21 protein-coding genes are annotated in these 19518 nt (G+C 60.5%); 7 read left to right on the forward strand and 14 right to left on the reverse strand.

What is annotated here, in order from left to right; genetic code table 11:
* Positions 1-247: 247 nt before the first annotated feature.
* Genes V3C85_RS04010 through V3C85_RS04020 form a run of 3 tightly spaced genes read left to right on the forward strand, consistent with a single transcriptional unit; the run spans position 248 to position 2356 of the window.
* Positions 248-1960 (forward strand): type I restriction enzyme subunit R domain-containing protein, encoded by a 1713-nt coding sequence (locus V3C85_RS04010; protein WP_331793785.1) that lies wholly within the window; start codon positions 248-250, stop codon positions 1958-1960.
* Positions 1947-2141 (forward strand): hypothetical protein, encoded by a 195-nt coding sequence (locus tag V3C85_RS04015; RefSeq protein WP_331793786.1) that lies wholly within the window; start codon positions 1947-1949, stop codon positions 2139-2141. Before V3C85_RS04010 ends, V3C85_RS04015 begins: the two co-directional genes overlap by 14 nt.
* The gene (locus V3C85_RS04020) at positions 2138-2356 is read left to right on the forward strand and encodes a M48 metallopeptidase family protein (protein WP_331793787.1); all 219 of its coding nucleotides are present in this window, start codon (positions 2138-2140) and stop codon (positions 2354-2356) included. Before V3C85_RS04015 ends, V3C85_RS04020 begins: the two co-directional genes overlap by 4 nt.
* Before the next feature lie 231 nt (positions 2357-2587).
* Here the strand turns inward: V3C85_RS04020 and V3C85_RS04025 are convergent, their stop codons facing one another.
* The 6 genes from V3C85_RS04025 to V3C85_RS04050 form a co-directional block, all read right to left on the reverse strand.
* Entirely contained in the window at positions 2588-3649 is a 1062-nt protein-coding gene (locus V3C85_RS04025) for a radical SAM/SPASM domain-containing protein (protein ID WP_331793788.1), read from the reverse strand.
* Positions 3627-4025 carry a hypothetical protein gene (locus V3C85_RS04030; protein WP_331793789.1) on the reverse strand — a complete coding sequence of 133 codons (399 nt, stop codon included), beginning with the start codon at positions 4023-4025 and terminating at the stop codon, positions 3627-3629. The genes V3C85_RS04025 and V3C85_RS04030 overlap by 23 nt, the downstream gene beginning before the upstream one ends.
* Positions 4015-4380: a hypothetical protein gene (locus tag V3C85_RS04035; RefSeq protein ID WP_331793790.1), complete on the reverse strand. Its 366-nt coding sequence runs from the start codon at positions 4378-4380 to the stop codon at positions 4015-4017. The genes V3C85_RS04030 and V3C85_RS04035 overlap by 11 nt, the downstream gene beginning before the upstream one ends.
* Complete coding sequence (locus V3C85_RS04040; RefSeq protein WP_331793791.1) at positions 4377-7043, reverse strand: SMEK domain-containing protein; 2667 nt, start codon at positions 7041-7043, stop codon at positions 4377-4379. The genes V3C85_RS04035 and V3C85_RS04040 overlap by 4 nt, the downstream gene beginning before the upstream one ends.
* A complete protein-coding gene (locus V3C85_RS04045) occupies positions 7040-7252 on the reverse strand; it encodes a hypothetical protein (RefSeq protein ID WP_331793792.1) in 213 nt (70 codons plus the stop codon). The genes V3C85_RS04040 and V3C85_RS04045 overlap by 4 nt, the downstream gene beginning before the upstream one ends.
* 373 nt (positions 7253-7625) lie before the next feature.
* Positions 7626-7937: an ETC complex I subunit gene (locus tag V3C85_RS04050; protein WP_331793793.1), complete on the reverse strand. Its 312-nt coding sequence runs from the start codon at positions 7935-7937 to the stop codon at positions 7626-7628.
* A 148-nt stretch (positions 7938-8085) separates the two neighbouring features.
* On the opposite strand from V3C85_RS04050, the gene uvrB reads away from it, so the two are divergent.
* Positions 8086-10263: an excinuclease ABC subunit UvrB gene (gene uvrB, locus V3C85_RS04055; protein ID WP_331793794.1), complete on the forward strand. Its 2178-nt coding sequence runs from the start codon at positions 8086-8088 to the stop codon at positions 10261-10263.
* Here the strand turns inward: uvrB and V3C85_RS04060 are convergent.
* Together V3C85_RS04060 and V3C85_RS04065 are read right to left on the reverse strand one after the other, a co-directional pair.
* Positions 10260-10862 carry an NYN domain-containing protein gene (locus tag V3C85_RS04060; RefSeq protein WP_331793795.1) on the reverse strand — a complete coding sequence of 201 codons (603 nt, stop codon included), beginning with the start codon at positions 10860-10862 and terminating at the stop codon, positions 10260-10262. The genes uvrB and V3C85_RS04060 overlap by 4 nt on opposite strands.
* A 34-nt stretch (positions 10863-10896) precedes the next feature.
* Entirely contained in the window at positions 10897-11214 is a 318-nt protein-coding gene (locus V3C85_RS04065; protein WP_331793796.1) for an antibiotic biosynthesis monooxygenase family protein, read from the reverse strand.
* 43 nt (positions 11215-11257) lie between these two features.
* On the opposite strand from V3C85_RS04065, the gene V3C85_RS04070 reads away from it, so the two are divergent.
* A complete protein-coding gene (locus V3C85_RS04070; protein WP_331793797.1) occupies positions 11258-11449 on the forward strand; it encodes a hypothetical protein in 192 nt (63 codons plus the stop codon).
* On the opposite strand, the gene parA is transcribed toward V3C85_RS04070, so the two are convergent.
* Together parA and lepA are read right to left on the reverse strand one after the other, a co-directional pair.
* On the reverse strand, positions 11437-12066 hold the full coding sequence (gene parA / locus V3C85_RS04075) for a ParA family partition ATPase (protein WP_331793798.1): 630 nt from the start codon (positions 12064-12066) through the stop codon (positions 11437-11439). The genes V3C85_RS04070 and parA overlap by 13 nt on opposite strands.
* Positions 12067-12276: 210 nt before the next feature.
* Complete coding sequence (lepA, locus tag V3C85_RS04080; RefSeq protein WP_331793799.1) at positions 12277-14076, reverse strand: translation elongation factor 4; 1800 nt, start codon at positions 14074-14076, stop codon at positions 12277-12279.
* A 250-nt stretch (positions 14077-14326) separates the two neighbouring features.
* Here lepA and V3C85_RS04085 point away from each other — a divergent pair, with 250 nt between their 5' ends.
* A complete protein-coding gene (locus V3C85_RS04085; protein WP_331793800.1) occupies positions 14327-14638 on the forward strand; it encodes a hypothetical protein in 312 nt (103 codons plus the stop codon).
* A 106-nt stretch (positions 14639-14744) separates the two neighbouring features.
* Positions 14745-15449 (forward strand): NAD-dependent deacylase, encoded by a 705-nt coding sequence (locus V3C85_RS04090; RefSeq protein ID WP_331793801.1) that lies wholly within the window; start codon positions 14745-14747, stop codon positions 15447-15449.
* Between the two features lie 129 nt (positions 15450-15578).
* On the opposite strand, the gene V3C85_RS04095 is transcribed toward V3C85_RS04090, so the two are convergent.
* The 4 genes from V3C85_RS04095 to hrpB all read right to left on the reverse strand — a co-directional run bounded on the left by V3C85_RS04095 (position 15579) and on the right by hrpB (position 19474).
* Entirely contained in the window at positions 15579-16103 is a 525-nt protein-coding gene (locus V3C85_RS04095; RefSeq protein ID WP_445941975.1) for a copper chaperone PCu(A)C, read from the reverse strand.
* A 42-nt stretch (positions 16104-16145) separates the two neighbouring features.
* Positions 16146-16499 (reverse strand): hypothetical protein, encoded by a 354-nt coding sequence (locus V3C85_RS04100; protein WP_331793802.1) that lies wholly within the window; start codon positions 16497-16499, stop codon positions 16146-16148.
* Positions 16500-16609: 110 nt separating this feature from the next.
* A complete protein-coding gene (rpmB, locus tag V3C85_RS04105; RefSeq protein WP_331793803.1) occupies positions 16610-16897 on the reverse strand; it encodes a 50S ribosomal protein L28 in 288 nt (95 codons plus the stop codon).
* Positions 16898-17053: 156 nt separating this feature from the next.
* The gene (gene hrpB / locus V3C85_RS04110) at positions 17054-19474 is read right to left on the reverse strand and encodes an ATP-dependent helicase HrpB (RefSeq protein ID WP_445941976.1); all 2421 of its coding nucleotides are present in this window, start codon (positions 19472-19474) and stop codon (positions 17054-17056) included.
* Positions 19475-19518 lie beyond the last annotated feature (44 nt).

A 19518-nucleotide genomic window follows, 5' to 3' on the forward strand; every position in this document is an offset into this window, starting at 1 on the left:
GAAGGGGGTACGGTCAATGCCTCCATAGGATTTGCGGAATACCCGATCAGCCGCATCAAGCGTGACATTCCTTTGCTTCCTGATCAGAGCCGCACGCAAGATTTCCTTTGCAAGCCCGATGCTTTTCCCGACCTGTCCATGCTCCGCAAAGAGAATACGCTCAGGCAGCATATCCTCCTCAGAGACGTGAAGCCCAAGGATGTCGGCAGATTTGACGTAGTTCCTTCCAAAGGTTGCAGCTCCCCTTGTGGTTCTGGACCTGCGGTATGAAGCCCGCGACATCGACCAGCGCGTCGCCTCGCCCAAGAAGATCGACGAATGGTTCGAAGCCAAGACCAGGGGCCTGACCCCGGTGGCCAAGGCGACCCTGAAACAGCGTTGGGGCACCTTGCAAAGGGTGCTTTCCTCAAAGGATCGGCTGCAGCAAATCGCCAGTGACATCATCATGGATATGGAGGTCAAGCCTCGCCTGAAGGCCGGGCGGGGCAACGCCATGCTGGTGGCGGGGTCGATCCCCGAAGCGTGCAGGCTGTACGAGATCTTCCGCAACTCCGGTTCAGATCTCGCCGGCAAATGCGCCATCGTCACCTCTTACACACGCAATGCCTCGGAACTGACCGGCGAAGAGGCTGGGATGGGGGAGACGGAGAAACAATTCGTCTATCGTGTCTATGACCGGTTGATGACCGATCTGGGCTCGGATGAAGAGGCCTACGAGGCCGAGGCCCTGCGGAAATTCCGCAAAGAACCGGCGCAGATGAAGCTGCTGATCGTCGTCAGCCGCCTGCTGACCGGGTTCGATGCGCCGACCGCGACCTACATCTACATCGACAGGCAGATGCGCGACCATGGGCTGTTCCAGGCGATCTGCCGGGTGAACCGCCTTGATGGCGAAGACAAGGATTACGGTTATGTCGTCGACTACAAGGACCTTTTCAAGAACATCGAAACAGCCGTCGAGGATTACACCTCGGGCGCCTTCGACGCCTTTGATGCGGCCGATGTCGAAGGGCTAATCTCGTCGCGGGCGGAACAGGCGGGTTTCGACCTGATGACCGCCCGAGATGCCTGGTTCGGATTGTTGGACCCTGTCGAGCAACCCAAGGGCGATGAACAGATCCTTGCCTATTTCTCCAGCCCCGGAGGATGGGAGGTAGACCCTCAAGCCGATGAAAAGGCTCGCCGACGGCAGGCCATGTACCGATTGGCAGGAGCCTATGCCCGGGCATTTGCTTCCGTGGCTGAAGATCCGGCCTCCTCCGGCGTGAATGACCTTCAGCTGGCGCAATATCGGGGCGAGGTCGATCGGGCGATATCGCTACGTGATGCCGTGCGATTGCACAGCGGTGATGCCGTCGACATGAAGCAGTTTGAACCTGCGATGCGACACCTGATTGACACCTATATCAAAGCCGAAGAATCCGAGGTGATCTCACACTTGGACGATATCAGCCTGATTGACCTTGTTGCCACCAAAGGGGCAGAGGTTGAAGGTGCCCTTCCGGCTTCTCTGAAGAAGAAGCGCGAAAACGTCGCTGAAGCCATCGAAAACAATGTACGCCGGTTGATCATCGATGAAACGCCCGTAAACCCGAAATTCTACGAGCGCATGTCTGAATTGCTGACGGACCTGGTGAAGAAGCGAAAAGACGATGCTCTCGCCTATGCGGAATATCTGGAAAAGATTGCGGAGCTGGTCAGGGCCGTGAAGGCTGGGCATGGCGGAGCCTATCCCCCGACGATGACGTCTCCAGGGCGTAAGGCGCTTTACGATAACCTTGACCAGAATGAAGTGACCGCTTTGGCTGTCGACGATGCAATTCGCAGCACCGCCCAGACGGGTTGGCGCGGCAACAAGATGAAAGAGCGGATGCTGAGCCGAAAACTCAGAGAAACCCTCGGCACCGACGAAGAGGTCGATCGCATCATGGAAATCATCCGGGCGCATGATGAATACTGAAACCATTGAAATCGCAGGAATCTCGGTCGAACTCGTGCGCAAGCCGATCAAGAACCTGCATATCGGCGTTTATCCCCCAGCCGGCCGCGTGCGCGTGGCCGCGCCACCTGCGATCAGCGAAGATGCGGTTCGGGAGAGCGACTTGGCCTGTCCGTGCCTCGATGGGGTATCCGGATCATGAAAACCAAATGGGGAAGCTGTAATCCGGCCCATGGTATGGTCTGGATCAACCTCGACCTGGCCAAAAAGCCGCTCGTCGCGCTGGACTATGTCATCCTACATGAACTGGCGCATTTCATCTCGCCAAAGCACGACGATGCCTTCATCGCCGTCTTGGATCATCAAATGCCGGGTTGGCGGCAGATCCGGGCAGACCTGAATGCCCTACCGCTATAGAGTGGTGCGGAACGTGGATGTGGAATGGTCGTAGGACGGCGGTCAAAGCTGAAAGGGGAATTCCGGCCCATAACCACCGTCGACAGGCTTCGAGCGTGCGCTAACGCCCCGTCCTCTATGCATTCGTATGGTCTGTCTGCTTGCTGCCCTAAAAGCTGCCATTCATTTGGCCTGGCACTGGACCGAATGGACAATCGACATTGCATTGAGCAAGGAGCGACAGCTTTTCGCCTAGCGGTTTCCGCAGACAACGAGTTGATCGAATATCGGACAACCGTTCATGCAGGTTGGCCTGTGCGAGCAGCCGCCGCAGCGGTTGGAGGAAAAGTAACGTCGAAATGAGCGAACGTTTTCCGAGCCGTGCCAGATGTCCAGAAGCGAAGTGTCTTCATCGAGCGTGTCGCCTTCGACTAGGCCGCTCTGAAACGAGCAGGGATAAACTTTCATGTCTTCGGAAACGTATAGAGAGAACCGTCCTGCATCGCAGGCATCCACTAGCGCGTTGTTGGCATCCGTTCTGGCGAACACCCCGCTTACACAACATGCATCGAACCCGACCTTGAGCTTCGCATCAGTTGCGGTGGCTAGGCCGAAGAACTCATCGAGGCGATCGCTATGACGGAGCATCTTTTCCTCAAAGACCTTTCGCCCCGAGGGTTTGTAGTTAAGGAAGATGATCGCGTTGATCTTGCTAAGGAACTGGGGCGGATTGCGGAGCCAGTCGATCGCCGTGTCAACGCTGTCGCTGTCGATGATGAAATGCACATTGGTCTTGATATCGTGATCAGTCAGCAGGCCGATGGTTTCAGCTGTCTCGTGATAAGGAGCGTAAGCAGAGACCGCCACTGCGCCGCAATTGCGACGGGTCGCAGCCAATACCTCGTCGGTCAGTCCGCGTCCGTTGGTAGTGTAGTTTGGGACGATCCCTTTCGCCCAAGTGTAGTCAAGGATTTCGACGAAATCGGGGTGCTGGTTGGGGTTGCCGCCGCCCAGCGCGACTTGGAAAGTCCCCATCTCGGCCGCCTGGTCGATCACGCGCTTGTAATCAGCGAGCGCCATGTGCGACCCATGCCGGGTAGAGCTCTTGTAGCAAAACACGCAACCCTTGTCGCACCAGTTGGTAATTGAAATGTCCATAAGCTCGGGGCCGTGCGGCGACCAGAATGGCTCGCGCTTACCGGGATCGGGGACGCGGGCAAAGAAACCGGTTCGCGCGTTAAAGAAGGTCGAATAGCCGAGATCTTTGTAACGATTGACGCGCAAGCGCGCTTCACCAATAGTTGTCATAGGCATTGATAAAGAACCTTTCAGACTCGATCTCGAAAATCTCAGTGCAAAGCGTCATCTCGGCCAGATTGTTCTCGCTGCTAAAGCGGCCTATCGTGACCGTATCGCCGTTTACGATGCCCTGCTTCATACGATCGAGCACCTCCGGCGTAAAATGTTGCCGGTTCTCCGTTGTGTCGACATCCTCGACTCGCGTCAGGACTGTTCCGCGGTCGATCTGGGTCTTGAGCTCAGCGAACATGGCCTCGAAGAGTGGTGCCACAGGGCTGTCGGGACCGACCCCGGCCGCCGAGAAGAATTCGTCGCGCGACAGCATGTCCCGCGCGATATAGACAAACGAAGTCGACGAACTGTTCGAGACGAAATCCATCTTAATCTTCATGGCCGTCCTCCAGGTTGCGAATGCAGGCGACAACTGTGTCCCAGACATTGTCGTCATAGGCTTCCTCGAGCACGCCTCCGAGTGATTCAACCGCAAGGATGTGCGTCTTTTCGAGTTCGGCCGGGTCCAGATAAACTTCGCGCGTTAGTTCAAGATAGGCCGCGAGCGTCGGATACTCCACGCAATAATATTGGTCATACTGCGCACGCAAGTCGTCCGACCAAACGAACAGTTGGTTGTAGACACCTGTGAACAGCTGCGCGGCGAGCCCGGTCGGCTTGATCTTCAAGGCATGGAGAAATTCGCCGAGCGGCGGAATCCGGCGCACAGGCAGGACTAGAAATCTATCATTCATACCATCGCTACCTCGGATGCTGCGATGTCTGCTAGAAGCAGTTGCACTGCCGTGGCTCTGGCCGGCCCAACAAGCATCAATGCTTTGGCGGAATTGACTGCGCCCCCTGCTTCACGGAATAGGGCGGAGGTGCGTTCGCGTTCCATCCAGCCGGCGTGCGTGGCGGCGTGCAAGAAGAACGCGAGCCATTCCGGTGTGTGTTGCATCAGGCCGCGGCTGCCTTCGTCCCCCCCAACATCGGTCACGAGTTTATCGACACGTCGCCGCCACGCAAGCGGGTCGTAGTCGCGAAGGTCGCCGAAGATATCCTGAATGAAGGCGACGTGCCCCTTGTCTTCGAGGTCGTTCAAGTGGGCGATAAGCAAAGCGATGTTTAGCGACTCGGCTGTGTTGTGCCGGTGAAGCAGAAACAGAGCGACGCGCCGCCGCCGCCGAGCGGAGCTAGCGTCCGATAGAATGGCTTTAACGCGCGCAACGTCTTCGCTTGTTTGCACTGCGGGGGGTAATAGGTGGACGTTGAGACTGAAATGCTCGGCAAAGTTCGCTGCGGCCTCGCAAGCCGCGATCGCGGCGGCCTTGTTCGCTCTGCGCGCGAGCAGATAGGAATAGCGGAAGACGCCTTCATAAACCGGGCTGCCGGGCAAGTGGGCCAACGCTTCGGTCAATGCTCGGGCCTGCTGGGCATCGGCAAGATCGACCAACTGATAGGCGATGATAAAGTCCCTCAGCTCGTCATAGGTGAACGAGATGGCGAGATTGCCCACTCCCGCGAGGCCCTCGCTATCGACTTCCTGCCGTAGGATTACGTCGTCCTCGACGAAGCGCCGGACGACCTCTTGCTCTTGGGCAGTAAAATTGCGCACCGAAAGCTTGGAAAAATCGTCCGCTGCAAGCATCGACGCCGCAATCTTGAACAAGGTAGGCAGGGCACTCGTCCTGTGCTCTAGAGGGAAGGAGTCGATCTTCTTGCGGAGATAGTCGACGAACAGATCGCCCTTGTAGATGTCGGTCACGTGTCCGACATCGCTGCCCTCATGGCGTTCACAGAAGATCCGCAGCAGCAATAAGTCGTTCGCAAGGAACGCCTTCGCGCTCCCCCGCAACGAACCGCTGATGCGAAAATGCGCGAAGTAAGCGTTCAAGAGTCGTGACTTGCTATGCTTGGTCATTTCCGAACGCAAGTCGTTCACGCGGTGGATGTGCACTGCAAATGGCTCGTCCAGAATCGTTGCAAAGCGCTCATCGAAGAATTCGCTTCGGCATGTGATTACAAGCTTGATCCATTCATATTGGGAAACTGCGCTGCAAAATGCCTTGAGTTCTTCGTTGAACGATATGAGGTCGTTAACTTCGTTGATGCCGTCGATGACAATTATGAACGGCTTTTCGACGTCGTGCGCCACCTGTTCGAACAGCGTCAGATAATCGTGCAGTTTGGTGCCGTCGGGCGCGTATCGGTTGTGTTTGATGTAGTCAAACAGCCGGGTGCCCGGCGTGAAACCATTAAGTTGGCGCGCCGGGATGAACAGGCACGGAATTTCGAAAAGCCGAAACTGGTTCTCGACCAAGTCGCACACGAAATTGGTCTTTCCCTGTCCGGCCATACTGGTGATCAAGAAAATCTTGTTGCGGATGAGGCTGATCAGTGCGCGCGCATCGATCAATCGCGATGTTAGCCCGCTGGCGGCACTCTCGAGCCGGAACTGCGCGATCTTCCATCCCGCCGACTCTGGGTTCACAGGTTCGTAGCGAGCCTCGCCGGTCTCGCGCCGCCACGACAGTGGGCGAACCTTTGCCAACTCGACGCCGATCGCTTGGTCAACCTGGTCGAGCCAAACGCCCAATTCGGCGAAGGTTGCCGGCGCAGCGCTGAGCAAGCCGACATCGAACTCCGAAACCAGCTCTGGCTCGCGGGCAATTCTAAGGCTGGGTTTGAGGTGATCATAGCCGAAATTTCGAAGTTTATCCTGTATCTTGCGATAGAAGAACAACGGGTTGGCGAACAGCCTCATCTGCTCTTTGGTGGAGTGCGTTTCCACGAAGATCGTGGGGATATATTTGCGCGACGTCTTTTCAACCTCGATCTTCTCTGTTGAGAAGGCGAGAAATTTGTCGAGCTGCTCGCGGAACTTCACTTGGCTGTCGCGCTTCGCCCAGCCCGACGCGAGATAATGATCGATAGCTTCGAGCTTGGCGGTTTCAAGATGCCGCATCCGCACTAGGACATCGTCCAAATCGATCACGTGCGCTGCAGGATTGAATTGAATCGTGAGCGCCGCGATTGCTCGTTCCAGCGACTTTGCCGTGTACGAGGCCTGCTTCCCAGTCAGCGCAATCACATAAAGGCGATCGAAAGTCTTACTCAAGCTGTGCTCGTGAAACTTCTCGACCGTCTTCAATATCTTTCCGCTTGACCCGTCACTGGTCACCTGAAACGAAATCCTAGTTGTCGTACAGCCGAGGTCTACAGCCGGAAAGTTGACTTGGACTCGGTTCATGTTTTGCAGATCCGGGCAATCGAACACTAGTTTAACAATAGGGATCAGGAAGTCTTCAGTAACCGAATTGATGTCGAAGCGCCCGATGGCGTTAAGCGCCCTGATTTCATGGATCATGCGCGCGGCAAACTTGGCAATATTGTTGAGGTGGTCGTCTCGGTTCATCGGGAGTCCATCGAACTCGGGAATGTTGCGGCAAAGGTGCCGCCAAAATCATACTGTAACTGCTCAACAGGTTGATCCGCGAAGGACATGGAAGCTTCTCCCCTAATCGGCTGAATATCAGGGATAAGGAGGCGCTGCGCAAGCAAGGGCAGATACATGGTGTAACCTGTGTCGCGCTGGCCGGCGTTTTGAGTGGTACGCCGACTCAAGGAGAGCGGACACTGTCGTGCTTGCCGAAGGAGGATCGCTTTCCACAATCCAGCGTTAACAGATGGTAGTCCGGATGTGACCCCTAAGGGGCCGCCCGTCGATCCCACAGCGAACGGCCGCTTTCCGCCCCTAACCGCCTGTGGCGGTTCGCAGGGCCTTTCTGCACTCTTCGGGATTTAGAGCGGCAAGATCTTGCGTGCATGAACAAAGAACAAGGCCGCCCGGCGGCGACCCTTTGCATTCTTCGGTGCGGCAAGCTGAGCTTTGATCAGATGTCGCAAAATACACATGAGTTGCCGTAAGCACCTGCCAAAGGGCCCTTCGCGAAATCTTTACCCGGATTCCGTGGTATCTTTATCCGGATTTACAGCGTCAGTGCGTCCAGGCGCCCTTGCGATCTGTGGCGAAATTCTCGCCATAGCCGCGCTGACGGATGATCGCCTTGCGCGCCTTGGGTTGAACCAGATCATAGTCGATGCCCTTGGCCTTGGCATAGGCCTCGGCGGCCTCGGCGCTGTCAAAGCGCAGTTTCACCTGGGCCTGGGTATCATCCGACGATGTCCACCCCATCAGCGGATCAACCTCACGCGACGAGGCCGGGGCAAATTCCAGAACCCAAGTCTTGGTCTTGGCGGTGCCAGACTGCATCGCTGTCTTGGCGGGCTGATAGATACGGGCGCGCATGGTGTTCTCCGACAAAGCTGTGCCTATATGGGCGAAAAGGGGGGGATGGTTCAAGCACCAAGGCGCCGCACCGCCCCGGTTTCCGGTATTGGCGCTTGAAACAGAACAAAAACGGATCAAATCTACGCCCTTGCAAGGGAATCGTCCAATGCCGCACAACAATACCAACGCCCTGACCGAACGCCCGGACGTCCTGTCCAAGCCCAAGTTAGAGGGCGGCAGGCGGTTTGTCATGCAGACGCCGTTCCAACCGGCAGGCGACCAACCGCGCGCCATCGCGGAATTGGCCGCAGGGGTACTGGCAGGAGAGCATGATCAGGTGCTGCTGGGGGCCACGGGCACCGGCAAGACCTTTACCATGGCCAAGGTGATCGAAGAAACCCAACGGCCGGCCATCATTCTGGCGCCCAACAAGACATTGGCCGCGCAATTATATGGCGAATTCAAAGGCTTTTTCCCCGATAACGCGGTGGAATATTTCGTTTCCTACTATGACTACTATCAACCCGAAGCCTATGTGGCGCGGTCAGATACCTATATCGAGAAGGAAAGCCAGATCAACGAACAGATCGACCGGATGCGCCACTCGGCCACACGGGCGCTGCTGGAACGTGACGATGTGATCATCGTCGCCTCGGTCAGTTGCATCTATGGCATCGGCTCGGTCGAAACCTATTCGGCCATGACACAGGATCTGGTCGTCGGCCAAAGCTATGACATGCGCAAGGTGATTGCCGAATTCGTGGGCCAGCAGTATCGGCGCAATGAACAGGGTTTTCAGCGCGGGTCGTTCCGGGTGCGCGGCGATGTGGTCGAACTGTGGCCCGCCCACCTGGAAGATCGCGCATGGCGCTTTTCGTTCTTTGGCGAAGAGCTTGAATCCATTCTGGAATTTGATCCCTTGACCGGGGCCAAGACCGACACGTTCAAGCAGATCCGCATCTATGCCAACAGCCACTATGTGACCCCGCGCCCCACGATGCAGCAGGCGATCAACGGCATCAAGAAAGAGTTGCGCCAGCGGTTGGATCAGTTGGTGGCCGAGGGCAAGCTGCTGGAGGCGCAGCGGTTGGAACAGCGGACCAATTTCGATCTGGAGATGTTGGAGGCCACGGGCGTCTGCAACGGGATCGAGAACTATTCGCGCTATCTGACGGGGCGTGCCCCCGGCGAGCCGCCCCCCACCCTGTTTGAATTCATCCCCGACAATGCCATTGTTTTTGCAGACGAATCCCACGTTTCAGTGCCCCAGATCGGCGGCATGTACAAGGGCGACTTCCGGCGCAAGATGACGCTGGCCGAGCATGGGTTCCGCCTGCCTAGTTGCATGGACAACCGCCCACTGAAGTTTGAAGAATGGGATGCGATGCGCCCGCAATCGGTGTTCGTTTCCGCCACCCCCGCCGCATGGGAAATGGAGCAAGCGGGCGGCGTCTTTGCGGAACAGGTGATCCGCCCGACCGGGCTGTTGGACCCGGTGGTCGAAATCCGCCCGGTCGAGATGCAGGTGGATGATCTGCTGGACGAAATCCGGCGCGTGGCGGCACAGGGGTTGCGCATTCTGGTCACCACGCTGACCAAGCGGATGGCCGAGGATCTGACCGAGTATTTCCACGAGCAGGGCATCCGCATCCGCTATATGCATTCCGACATCGACACGATCGAACGCATTGAAATCCTTCGGGATTTGCGGCTGGGGGCGTTTGACGTGCTGGTTGGCATCAACCTGCTGCGCGAAGGTTTGGACATTCCCGAATGCGGTCTGGTGGCGATTCTGGATGCCGACAAAGAAGGCTTCCTGCGATCAGAAACCAGTCTGATCCAGACCATCGGTCGGGCCGCGCGCAATGCCGAAGGCCGGGTCATCATGTATGCCGACCGGATCACCGGCAGCATGGAACGTGCGTTGGCCGAAACCAACCGCCGCCGCGCCAAGCAGATCGCCTATAACGAAGAACACGGCATCACGCCGCAGACGGTGAAAAAGAACGTCGAGGATGTGCTGGCGGGCCTGTGGCAGGGCGACACCGACATGAGCCGTGTGACCGCCAAGGTGGAAAAGGCCAATGTCGGCCAGAACCTTGCCGCGCATCTGGATGCCCTGCGCCTGCAAATGCGCAAAGCCGCCGAGAATCTGGAATTTGAGGAAGCCGCGCGCCTGCGCGATGAGGTCAAGCGGCTGGAAGCGGTAGAGTTGACGGTGGCCGATGACCCGCTGGCGCGGCAATCGGTGATCGAGGAAGCCGTTGAAGATGCACAGAAAATGTCCGGCCGATCCACTGCCGGGCGGGCCGGGCAGCGCGGCGGCAACAAGCGGCGGCGCTAATGCGCGGCGATGGCGGTGGGGCCGGTCAAAGCGGCCTCATCCAGCCAGAGCGCGCCCTGACGAAAGCCGCCCCGCACTAGATGGCCGGGCGCACGCACCTCGGGGAAGTCGAGGGACCAATCGCGAAAACGGTCATTCGTGACGATCTTTGCGTTGTTTTCACGGGCCGCGGCAAGAATGATCGGATCGGCCGGGTTGCCCTTTGGCACGACCAGCACCTGATCGCCGGGCAAATCCAACAAACGCGCGAAATGGCGATCATCCAGATAGCGGTCGGTGATCTTGTAGCCAGCATTGGCGTCGAAAATGACACCGGGCTGAAAACCGCGGACGATCAGTTCATCCACCACCAGGCGCACGGTTTCGATCTTGGGCACGTCATCCTGCCAATGCATGACGTTTGACCCATCAATCACCACATGGCGCCGTGCAGCGGTTTTGCGGGCCTTGCGCGCCTGCAACGCATCGCGCAGCACCAAATACAGGCTGGCCAGAACAAGTGCCGTGGCGATGATGATATAATCGCCATAGGCCGGAATCAGCGCCGTTGCCAGCAGACCACAAATCGAAAGCGCCCAAAGCAAAAGGGACGTGCGCATTCAAACATCCATCAAAAAATCGATCGGCTTCAGGTTAAAGCACGCCTGACACTTCATACATGACAGGCTCAAATCCCTTGCACAAGCCATTGATAACCCGGTTCCTCTCACGCATTTCGGGGCTGCGCAGCATGGCCTGATAGGCTGCGCGGTCCTTCCATTGCGAATAATTGCAGATCCGGGTTCTTGCATCGTTAATATGCAGCGCCGCCGCAATGAAACCGGGCTGATGGCACACAACTTCGGTAAAGGCGGATTGCAGGGCCTCGATCAGATCTTCGGCTGTGGCGGGGGTCATCTCAAAAGTCGTGATGACGGTTTGCCCCTGAAACGGATTGGAAATTTGCAACATCTCGGCTACCTCCGATGGCGATCATGCCACAGATGGGCCGTTTATGAAATTGCTGGATCAGAACCACCCGATGTTTCGCAAACCTTGGGTGCGGTGGACAACGGTGCTGTTTCCGCTGTTCTGGGGCGGGGTCGAACTTTGGCTGGGCAACCCCGGATGGGGATTTATCTTTTTCGCAGCAGGGGCTTATGCCTTTTACTGGCTGATCTGGAAAGGGCCGGATCAGCCGTCTTGAAGCAGCAAGGCCACCTCGGCGGCAAGGGCCTGCACTTCGGCGCTGGCGGCCGATTTTCCGGCCTCGACCACGGCCAGACCTTTGCCCAAAGTCTCGGCATAGGCGACACGTTGGCCAAGGGTTGTTTTCGCCACGGCCGAGAGTTTTTCGGCGGCTTCGGCGATCTCTCGGGCCAGATTGGTGTTGGGTTTGACGCGGTTCAACACAACATATGGCCTGCGATTTTCGCGCGCCACAAGATCAAGCACGCCATCGGTGGCCCAAAGATCAACTTGCGATGTGGCAACCGGGATCAGCACCAGATCGGCCTCGCGCAGGGCGGGGCGCAGGTCTGCGTCAACTTTGGGCGGCGTATCCACGATCACCAAGTCATTGGTTTTGCGTAGCTTTTCACATTCATAACTGACGCCCCAGGCGCTTGCGGTGGAAAGGTCAAGGCCGGGGTCGCCCAAGGCCTCGCGCCGGGTCATGAACCAACGGCCAAGGCTGCCCTGCGGATCGGTGTCAAGAAGGGCTATCTTCATGCCCTGCCTCGCAAATTCCACCGCAAGGTTGATCGCCAGAGTGGTCTTGCCGGACCCGCCCTTTTGCTGTGCAACCGTAATGACCTTGCCCATTCCATCCCCCTATGCCGCAGCGCAGCATAGACTGATTCGACCTGCACGAACAGGCCGGAAACGGCGGCGTGGTTCAGCCGTGGGATTGGCGTGGTTTTTCCGTGATACATCTGTGGTCACAGGCGTATCACAGCCCCCAGCGGCACGTCGGGCCGCGCCGGGATGAAAACCGGGCTGGCAGGACGGGTCGGGCTGAAGCCCGACCTAAGGTCAGCTGTCCATCTTAAGCGCGCTGATGAACGCCTCTTGCGGGATCTCGACCTTGCCGAACTGGCGCATCTTCTTTTTACCCGCCTTTTGCTTTTCCAGCAGCTTGCGTTTGCGCGTGGCGTCGCCGCCATAGCACTTGGCGGTCACGTCCTTGCGCATCGCAGACAGTGTTTCGCGCGCGATCACCCGGCCGCCAATGGCCGCCTGAATCGGGATCTTGAACATGTGGCGGGGGATCAGGTCTTTCAGCTTTTCCACCATGGCGCGGCCACGCGATTCCGCGCGGTCACGGTGCACCATGATCGACAAGGCATCGACCGGTTCGTCGTTCACAAGGATCGACATCTTGACCATATTGTCTTCGCGATATTCCGACAGCTGATAGTCAAAGGACGCATAGCCCTTGGTCACCGATTTCAGACGGTCGTAGAAATCGAACACCACCTCGGCCAAGGGCAGGTCATATTCGACCATGGCCCGCGCGCCAGCATAGGTGAGGTTCAGCTGAATGCCGCGCCGATCCTGGCACAGCTTGAGCACATCGCCCAGATATTCGTCGGGCACCATGATGGTGGCCTTGATGCGCGGTTCTTCGATGTGATCGACAAAGGTCAGGTCGGGCATGTCGGCGGGGTTGTGCAATTCGCGCACCTCGCCATCCTTCATGAACAGCTTGAACACAACCGAAGGCGCGGTGGTGATCAGATCAAGGTCATATTCGCGTTCCAGACGGTCACGCACGACCTCGAGGTGCAGCAGGCCCAAGAAGCCCATGCGGAAGCCAAAGCCAAGAGCGGCAGAGGTTTCCATTTCATAGCTGAAGCTGGCGTCGTTCAGGGCCAGCTTTTCGATGGCGTCGCGCAATGCCTCAAAATCATTGGCATCAACCGGGAACAGGCCACAGAACACCACCGGCTGCGCGGGTTTGAAGCCGGCCAGCGGCTTTTCGCAGCCCCGCTTTTCATGGGTGATCGTATCGCCCACGCGGGTGTCGCGCACCTGTTTGATCGAGCCTGTCCAGATGCCGATTTCGCCGGGCCCAAGCTCGGCAATATCGACCATCTGGGGTTTCAGCACGGCCAGCTTGTCAACGCCGTAAACCGCGCCGGTCTGCATCATCTTGATGCGGTCGCCCTTGCGGATGATACCGTCGATGACGCGGATCATGACGACAACGCCAAGATAGGGGTCATACCAGCTGTCCACCAGCATCGCCTTGAGCGGGGCATCGCGGTCGCCCTTGGGCGGGGGCAGACGGGTAACGATGGCCTCAAGCACATCGGGGATGCCAAGGCCGCTTTTGGCGGAAATGGCGATGGCCTGACTGGCGTCGATGCCGATCACGTCTTCGATGTTTTCCTTGACGCGCTCGGGGTCGGCGGCGGGCAGGTCGATCTTGTTCAGGACCGGCACGATTTCATGGCCCGCATCAATCGCCTGATAGACATTGGCCAGCGTCTGCGCCTCGACGCCCTGCGAGGCATCGACCACCAGAAGCGAGCCTTCCACGGCGCGCATCGAGCGGGAGACTTCGTAGGCGAAATCGACGTGACCGGGGGTGTCGATCAGGTTCAGGATGTATTTGTGCCCATCCTTGGCCGGATATTCGATCCGCACCGTGTTGGCCTTGATCGTGATGCCACGCTCACGCTCGATATCCATCGAGTCGAGAAGCTGTGCCTTCATATCGCGTTCGGCCACCGTGCCTGTCATCTGGATCAGACGATCAGCGAGGGTGGATTTTCCGTGGTCGATATGGGCCACGATGGCGAAGTTGCGGATGCGATCAAGCTGGGTCATGGGGCGCATATAGCCCGGAAAACACAGGCCGGAAAGGGGGCATGACACAAGGTGCAACGCTGCGCTGTGTTGGGCACGGGGGCGCATGTTGTTGGGGTGGGCTGACCGGCCCACAAGCTGTGGACAGGATTGGCAAATTCTTGCCGGAATGGCGGTATTGATTGATAATTGTCTCTCGAATCGGCACAATGTGTGACAGAAAAACGACCAGCGGCAGAGGGAAACCCTGCCCCCGGCAATGAGGCAGATGATGAAGAAATCCCTGAGCTTGGCCGTTTCGGCCGCCCTTTTCATGGCCGTGGCTGCCCCGTCTTTTGCAGGCCCTGTCGAAAGCGCCTGCCTGCGGTCTGATCGCAAGCAAGCCAGCCGCGCCCTGTGTGGCTGCATTCAGCAGGTGGCCGACATGACGCTGCGCGGATCTGACCAGCGCAAGGTGGCGCGGTTCTTCCGCGACCCCGATCAGGCACAAAAGGTGAAGATGTCGAAAACCGCGTCGGATGATGCGTTCTGGGAACGCTATCAGGCCTTTGGCGCGCAGGCCGAGGCGTATTGCGCCCGCTGATCCCCTGCGCCCCGGCGGCATGGGTGTGACGCGTCGGTGATCTGTTTGCCGTAATCTGGCACCTTCGCGCAGCAACTGGCGACGGCTCAGGTGGGTGGGGGCGCGGATGACCACGATTGTGATCTTGACCGGGGCCGGCATTTCTGCGGAAAGCGGCCTTGGCACCTTTCGCGACAAGGATGGCGTCTGGATGCGCCACGACCTTGCCGATCTTGCCACGCCCGAAGGCTTTGCCCGCAATCCGGCGCTGGTGCATGAATTTTATAACGCACGACGCGCGGCGGCCGCAGCGGCCCGCCCCAATGCCGCCCATCTGGCACTGACGCAGTTGCAGCGCGGCTATGCCGGGCGGGTGGTATTGATCACGCAGAATGTGGATGATCTGCACACACGCGCGGGCACCGCCGGGGTGATACAGATGCATGGCAGCCTGATGCGGGCGCTGTGCCATGGCTGCGGGCACCGCTGGCCCGCCCCTGCCCGGATGGCCCCGCAAGACCCCTGCCCTGCCTGCGGCGCGGCGCAGACACGGCCCGATGTCGTGTGGTTTGGGGAAATGCCCTATCGGATGGAGGAGATCTATCGCGCCCTTGCCGAAGCCGATCTGTTCGTGGCCATCGGCACGTCGGGCACGGTCTATCCGGCCGCGGGTTTTGTGGCCGAGGCCGCGCAGGCCGGGGCCGAGACGCTGGAGATCAACCTTGCGCCGTCGGGTGCGATGTTTGACCGGGTGCTGACCGGCCCCGCCGCGCAGGTGGTGCCGGACTGGGTGGCGGGCCTGTTGGGTGAACCGCCAGACAGCGGGGCCTAGGCCGCCAACGCCCGGCCCCTGTGCCGGGGCCGCATGGTGGGATGCGAAAAGGGGCGCGGACTATGGCATCCGCGCCCCATCTCTGTAGGCAATTGCCCGGCTTCAGGCCAGAGCGTTCAAGTGCTGGCGTCAGTTGCTGGGGGCCATCCCGTTGCCCATGCCGTGACCAGTGCCGTGGCCATGCTGCATCATCATGCCGCCAGGCTCTCCCTGACGGTCATTGTCAACGGTCACGTCCAGCGTGATTTCACCCGCCTTTTCAAAGACAAGCGTCAGCGGGAACTGGTCGCCGTTCTTAAGATCGGCGGTCAGGCCCATCAGCATGACATGGTCGCCGCCACGCGCCAAAGCATGCATGCCACCGGCAGGCACGGCAAAGCCTTCGGGCACATGCATCATCTTCATGACGCCATCGCCCATATCCTTGTGGGTGTGCAGCTCTACCTTTTTCGCCACATCGGCGCGGGCGTCGATCAGGCGGTCGTCGGCATCGGTCATGTTGTGCAGCATGAAGAACACGGCGCCCGATTTGCCCATGCCAGCGGCGCGGGCATAGGCATCATCAACCGTGATGCTGTCGGTTTGGGCTGCCAGCGGCAGGGCAAGGGTCAGGGTGGCGGCAGCCGCCGCAAGCAGGGTGCGAAACGCGATCATGGCGTTGGTCCTTGTGTAAGTGATCGGAATGGAAAAAGGGGATCAGATCACAATGGGGGGGCCGCGCGCCCGCGGGGCAAGGCTGGCATGGCCGCTGGGGGCGACAATCGCCACGGGCCAGACAGGCTGGGCCGGGGTGGCCGGGCGGCTGACCTGCGGCTGCACCGGCAGGGGGCCAAGCGTCAGCCCGGCCATGCAATCGGGGCACAGATGGACGGGCACCAGCGGGGTGCCAACCGGGCTGCCCGAGGCATCGATCGCAACGGTGACAACGCCGTAACCCGAGCAGATGGTGATCTGACCCACCGTGCGCGCCTGTGTGCGCGCCACAGCCATCGACACCGAGGCAAGCCCCAGTGCCACCGACAGGAACAGGATCAGCAATCTGCGCATCATGCCCACAGACTTAGGCTATGCCATGACAAAGGGAAAGAGGGCGAAAGCGCGCAAGCAAAAAGCCCCGATGGGGGGTTCCCACGGGGCTTTGCATCCGATGTGCGGAAAGATCAGGCGGCAGCCTGAGCCTTGGCAATCTCTTTCTTGATCTTCAGAGCGTTGGACGACAGTTCGTCATCCTTGGCCTTGGCAAGATAGCCGTCCAGCCCGCCACGGTGATCGACCGACCGCAGGGCCGCCGCCGAAATGCGCAGCTTGAACGATTGGCCCAGCGCGTCCGACATCAGCGTAACCTCATTCAGGTTCGGCAGAAAGCGGCGGCGGGTTTTGTTGTTGGCATGGCTGATGGTATTGCCGGACATCGGGCCCTTGCCCGTCAGTTCGCAGACGCGCGACATCGTCGTGATCCTTCAAAGTGAACGCCGGGTCAGGCGCAAATGTAAACGGAAGAGACCCCACCCCCAGGCGCGGCCCCGAATTCGATGGCTGCGTTTACGCGCATGCAGGCGGGCCGTCAAGCGATTCACCCAAGGTTGGCCGAAAAAAGCCGCCGGTCAGGTGCCGCGCGGCTTGGCGCGCAGGGTTGGGTCGGCCTCGGTCGGGTCTTCGGGCCAAGGGTGGCGCGGGTATTGGCCGCGCATGTCTTTGCGCACATCGGCGTAAGAGCTGGCCCAGAAGCGCGGCAGATCAAGCGTCACCTGCACCGGGCGCTGTGCGGGCGACAATAGCGTGATTCGCAGCGGCAGGCGGTTCGTGCCCACGGTCGGGTGGGTCTTGACCCCGAACATCTCTTGCAGGCGCAGTTCGATGGCGGGGTGATCGCCATCATAGTCGATGGGAATCCGGCGGCCCAGCGGGGTTTCGAAATGCGCGGGCGCCAGACGATCCAGCACCTGCTGCTGATCCCAGTCCAGCAGGTTGCGCAGGGCCTCGGTCAGATCCAGCGCGCGCAGGTCGGCGTCGGTCTTGCGGTTTGCAAGATGCGGCAGCAGCCAGTCTTCGGCGCGGGCCAGCAGGGCCTCGTCACTGACATCGGGCCAGGCGTCGGTTGCCACCAGCCGGATGCGGGCGCGCAGGCGGCGGGCGGGGGCGGCCCAGGGCAGGCCCAGTTGGCGCAGACCGTCCAGCGCGGCGCGGGCCACTGCCTCGGGCGGGGCATCGGGCCAAGGCCGGTCGGCCAGCACCAGCGCGCCCAGCCGTTCCTGCCGCCGGGCCAGAACCTTGCCGTCGCGGCGCGACCATTCGCACAGGTCAACCCAGTGGATGCGGTCGGCAAACAGGGCGCGAACTTCGGCTTCGCTGATGGCCACGGCCTGACGCACCTGCGCCTCGCGCAGATCGCCATCCAGATCGGTGGCCACAATCATCCGCGCCCCCGACAGTGGCAGGCCCGCCGCCATGGCCGCGCCCTTGCCGCCCGACAGCACCCAGCGCGGCGCATCCCCTGCCCGGCGCAAACCGATGCGATCAGGATAGGCCAGCGCCGCCATCTGGGCCGGGGACAGATCGGGCAGGCGCGGGGCCTTGACCTGCGCGGCCAGCCGCCTGGCCTCGGACCTGATCCGTTCGATCGTGGCGCGGTGGGCATCGGCGCCAGGGCGGGCGATCGCCTTCAGCCGCGCGACCAGATCGGGCGGGGTGCCGCGCAGCGGGTCACGCTCGGCCAGCAGGGCGGCAAGGGGCGCGGCCGCCGGGCCTGCCATCAGCAGCATGTGGCCAAGGCGCGGATGCAGCGGCAGGGCCGCCAGTTCGCGGCCATGGGCGGTGATGCCCCCCTCTGGCCCCAACGCGCCCAGATCGGCCAGCAAGGCCCGCGCTTCGGCCAGAACGCCGGGATGGGGCGGGGTCAGGAACGGCAGATCTGACGCCCCCCACAGCGCCAGTTCCAGCGCAAGGCCCGTCAGGTCGGCGGCCTCGATCTCGGCAGGGGGGAAGGCCTGCATCCCGCCCTCTTCACCGCGTGTCCACAGCCGATAGCAAATCCCCTCGGCCACCCGGCCCGCCCTGCCCCGGCGCTGTTCCGCCTCGGCCCGCGTGACCCGTTCGGTCACCAACCGCGACATGCCCGAAGGCGCATCAAACCGCGCCCGCCGCGCCCGGCCGCCATCCACCACCACCCGGATGTCGGGAATGGTCAGCGAGGTTTCGGCGATAGAGGTCGCCAGCACGATCTTGCGCTGATCGGCGGGGGCAAGGGCCAGACGCTGCGCGGCGAAATCCATCGCGCCAAACAGGGGGCGCAGGGTGCAGCCAAGCAGGCCTTGCAGCAGGTTTTCAACGCGGCGAATCTCGCCCTCGCCCGGCAGGAACACCAAGATGCCGCCCGACGTTTCCTGAACCGCCTGGCGCACCAGCGCGGCGACCGCCGCTTCGAACCGCAGCGAGGCATCGGGGGGACGGGGCAGCCAGCGGGTTTCAACGGGAAAGGCGCGCCCCTGCGAGGTGATCATGGGCGCATCGCCCATCAGCGCGGCCACCGGGGCTGCATCCAGCGTGGCCGACATCACCAAAAGCTGAAGGTCGTCCCGCAGGGCGCCACGAATTTCAAGGCAGAGCGCAAGGCCCAGATCGGCATTCAGGCTGCGTTCGTGAAATTCGTCAAAGATCACCAGACCGATGCCGGGCAGTTCGGGGTCAGACTGGATCATCCGGGTCAGGATGCCTTCGGTCACCACCTCGATCCGGGTCTGGCGGCTGACCTTGGCCTCGCCGCGAATGCGATAGCCGACGGTCTGGCCCACCGCCTCGCCCAGCGTTTCGGCCATCCGCTCGGCGGCGGCGCGGGCGGCCAGTCGGCGCGGCTCAAGCATCAGGATGCGGCCCGTGACCTGCCCCAACAGTGCCAGTGGCACGCGCGTGGTCTTGCCGGCACCCGGCGGGGCCTGCAACACCGCTTGCCCCGCGCGGGCCAGGGCGGCGCGCAGGTCGGGCAGCGCATCATCAATGGGCAAAGGGCTGGGCACGGGGCTTGTCATGGGCCGGGGTTAGGGCCTGCGGGCCGCACGATCAAGCCCCTGCG

The organism is Pseudotabrizicola sp. L79, from assembly GCF_036553525.1.
In the GTDB taxonomy this organism is placed as follows: Bacteria; Pseudomonadota; Alphaproteobacteria; order Rhodobacterales; family Rhodobacteraceae; genus Pseudotabrizicola.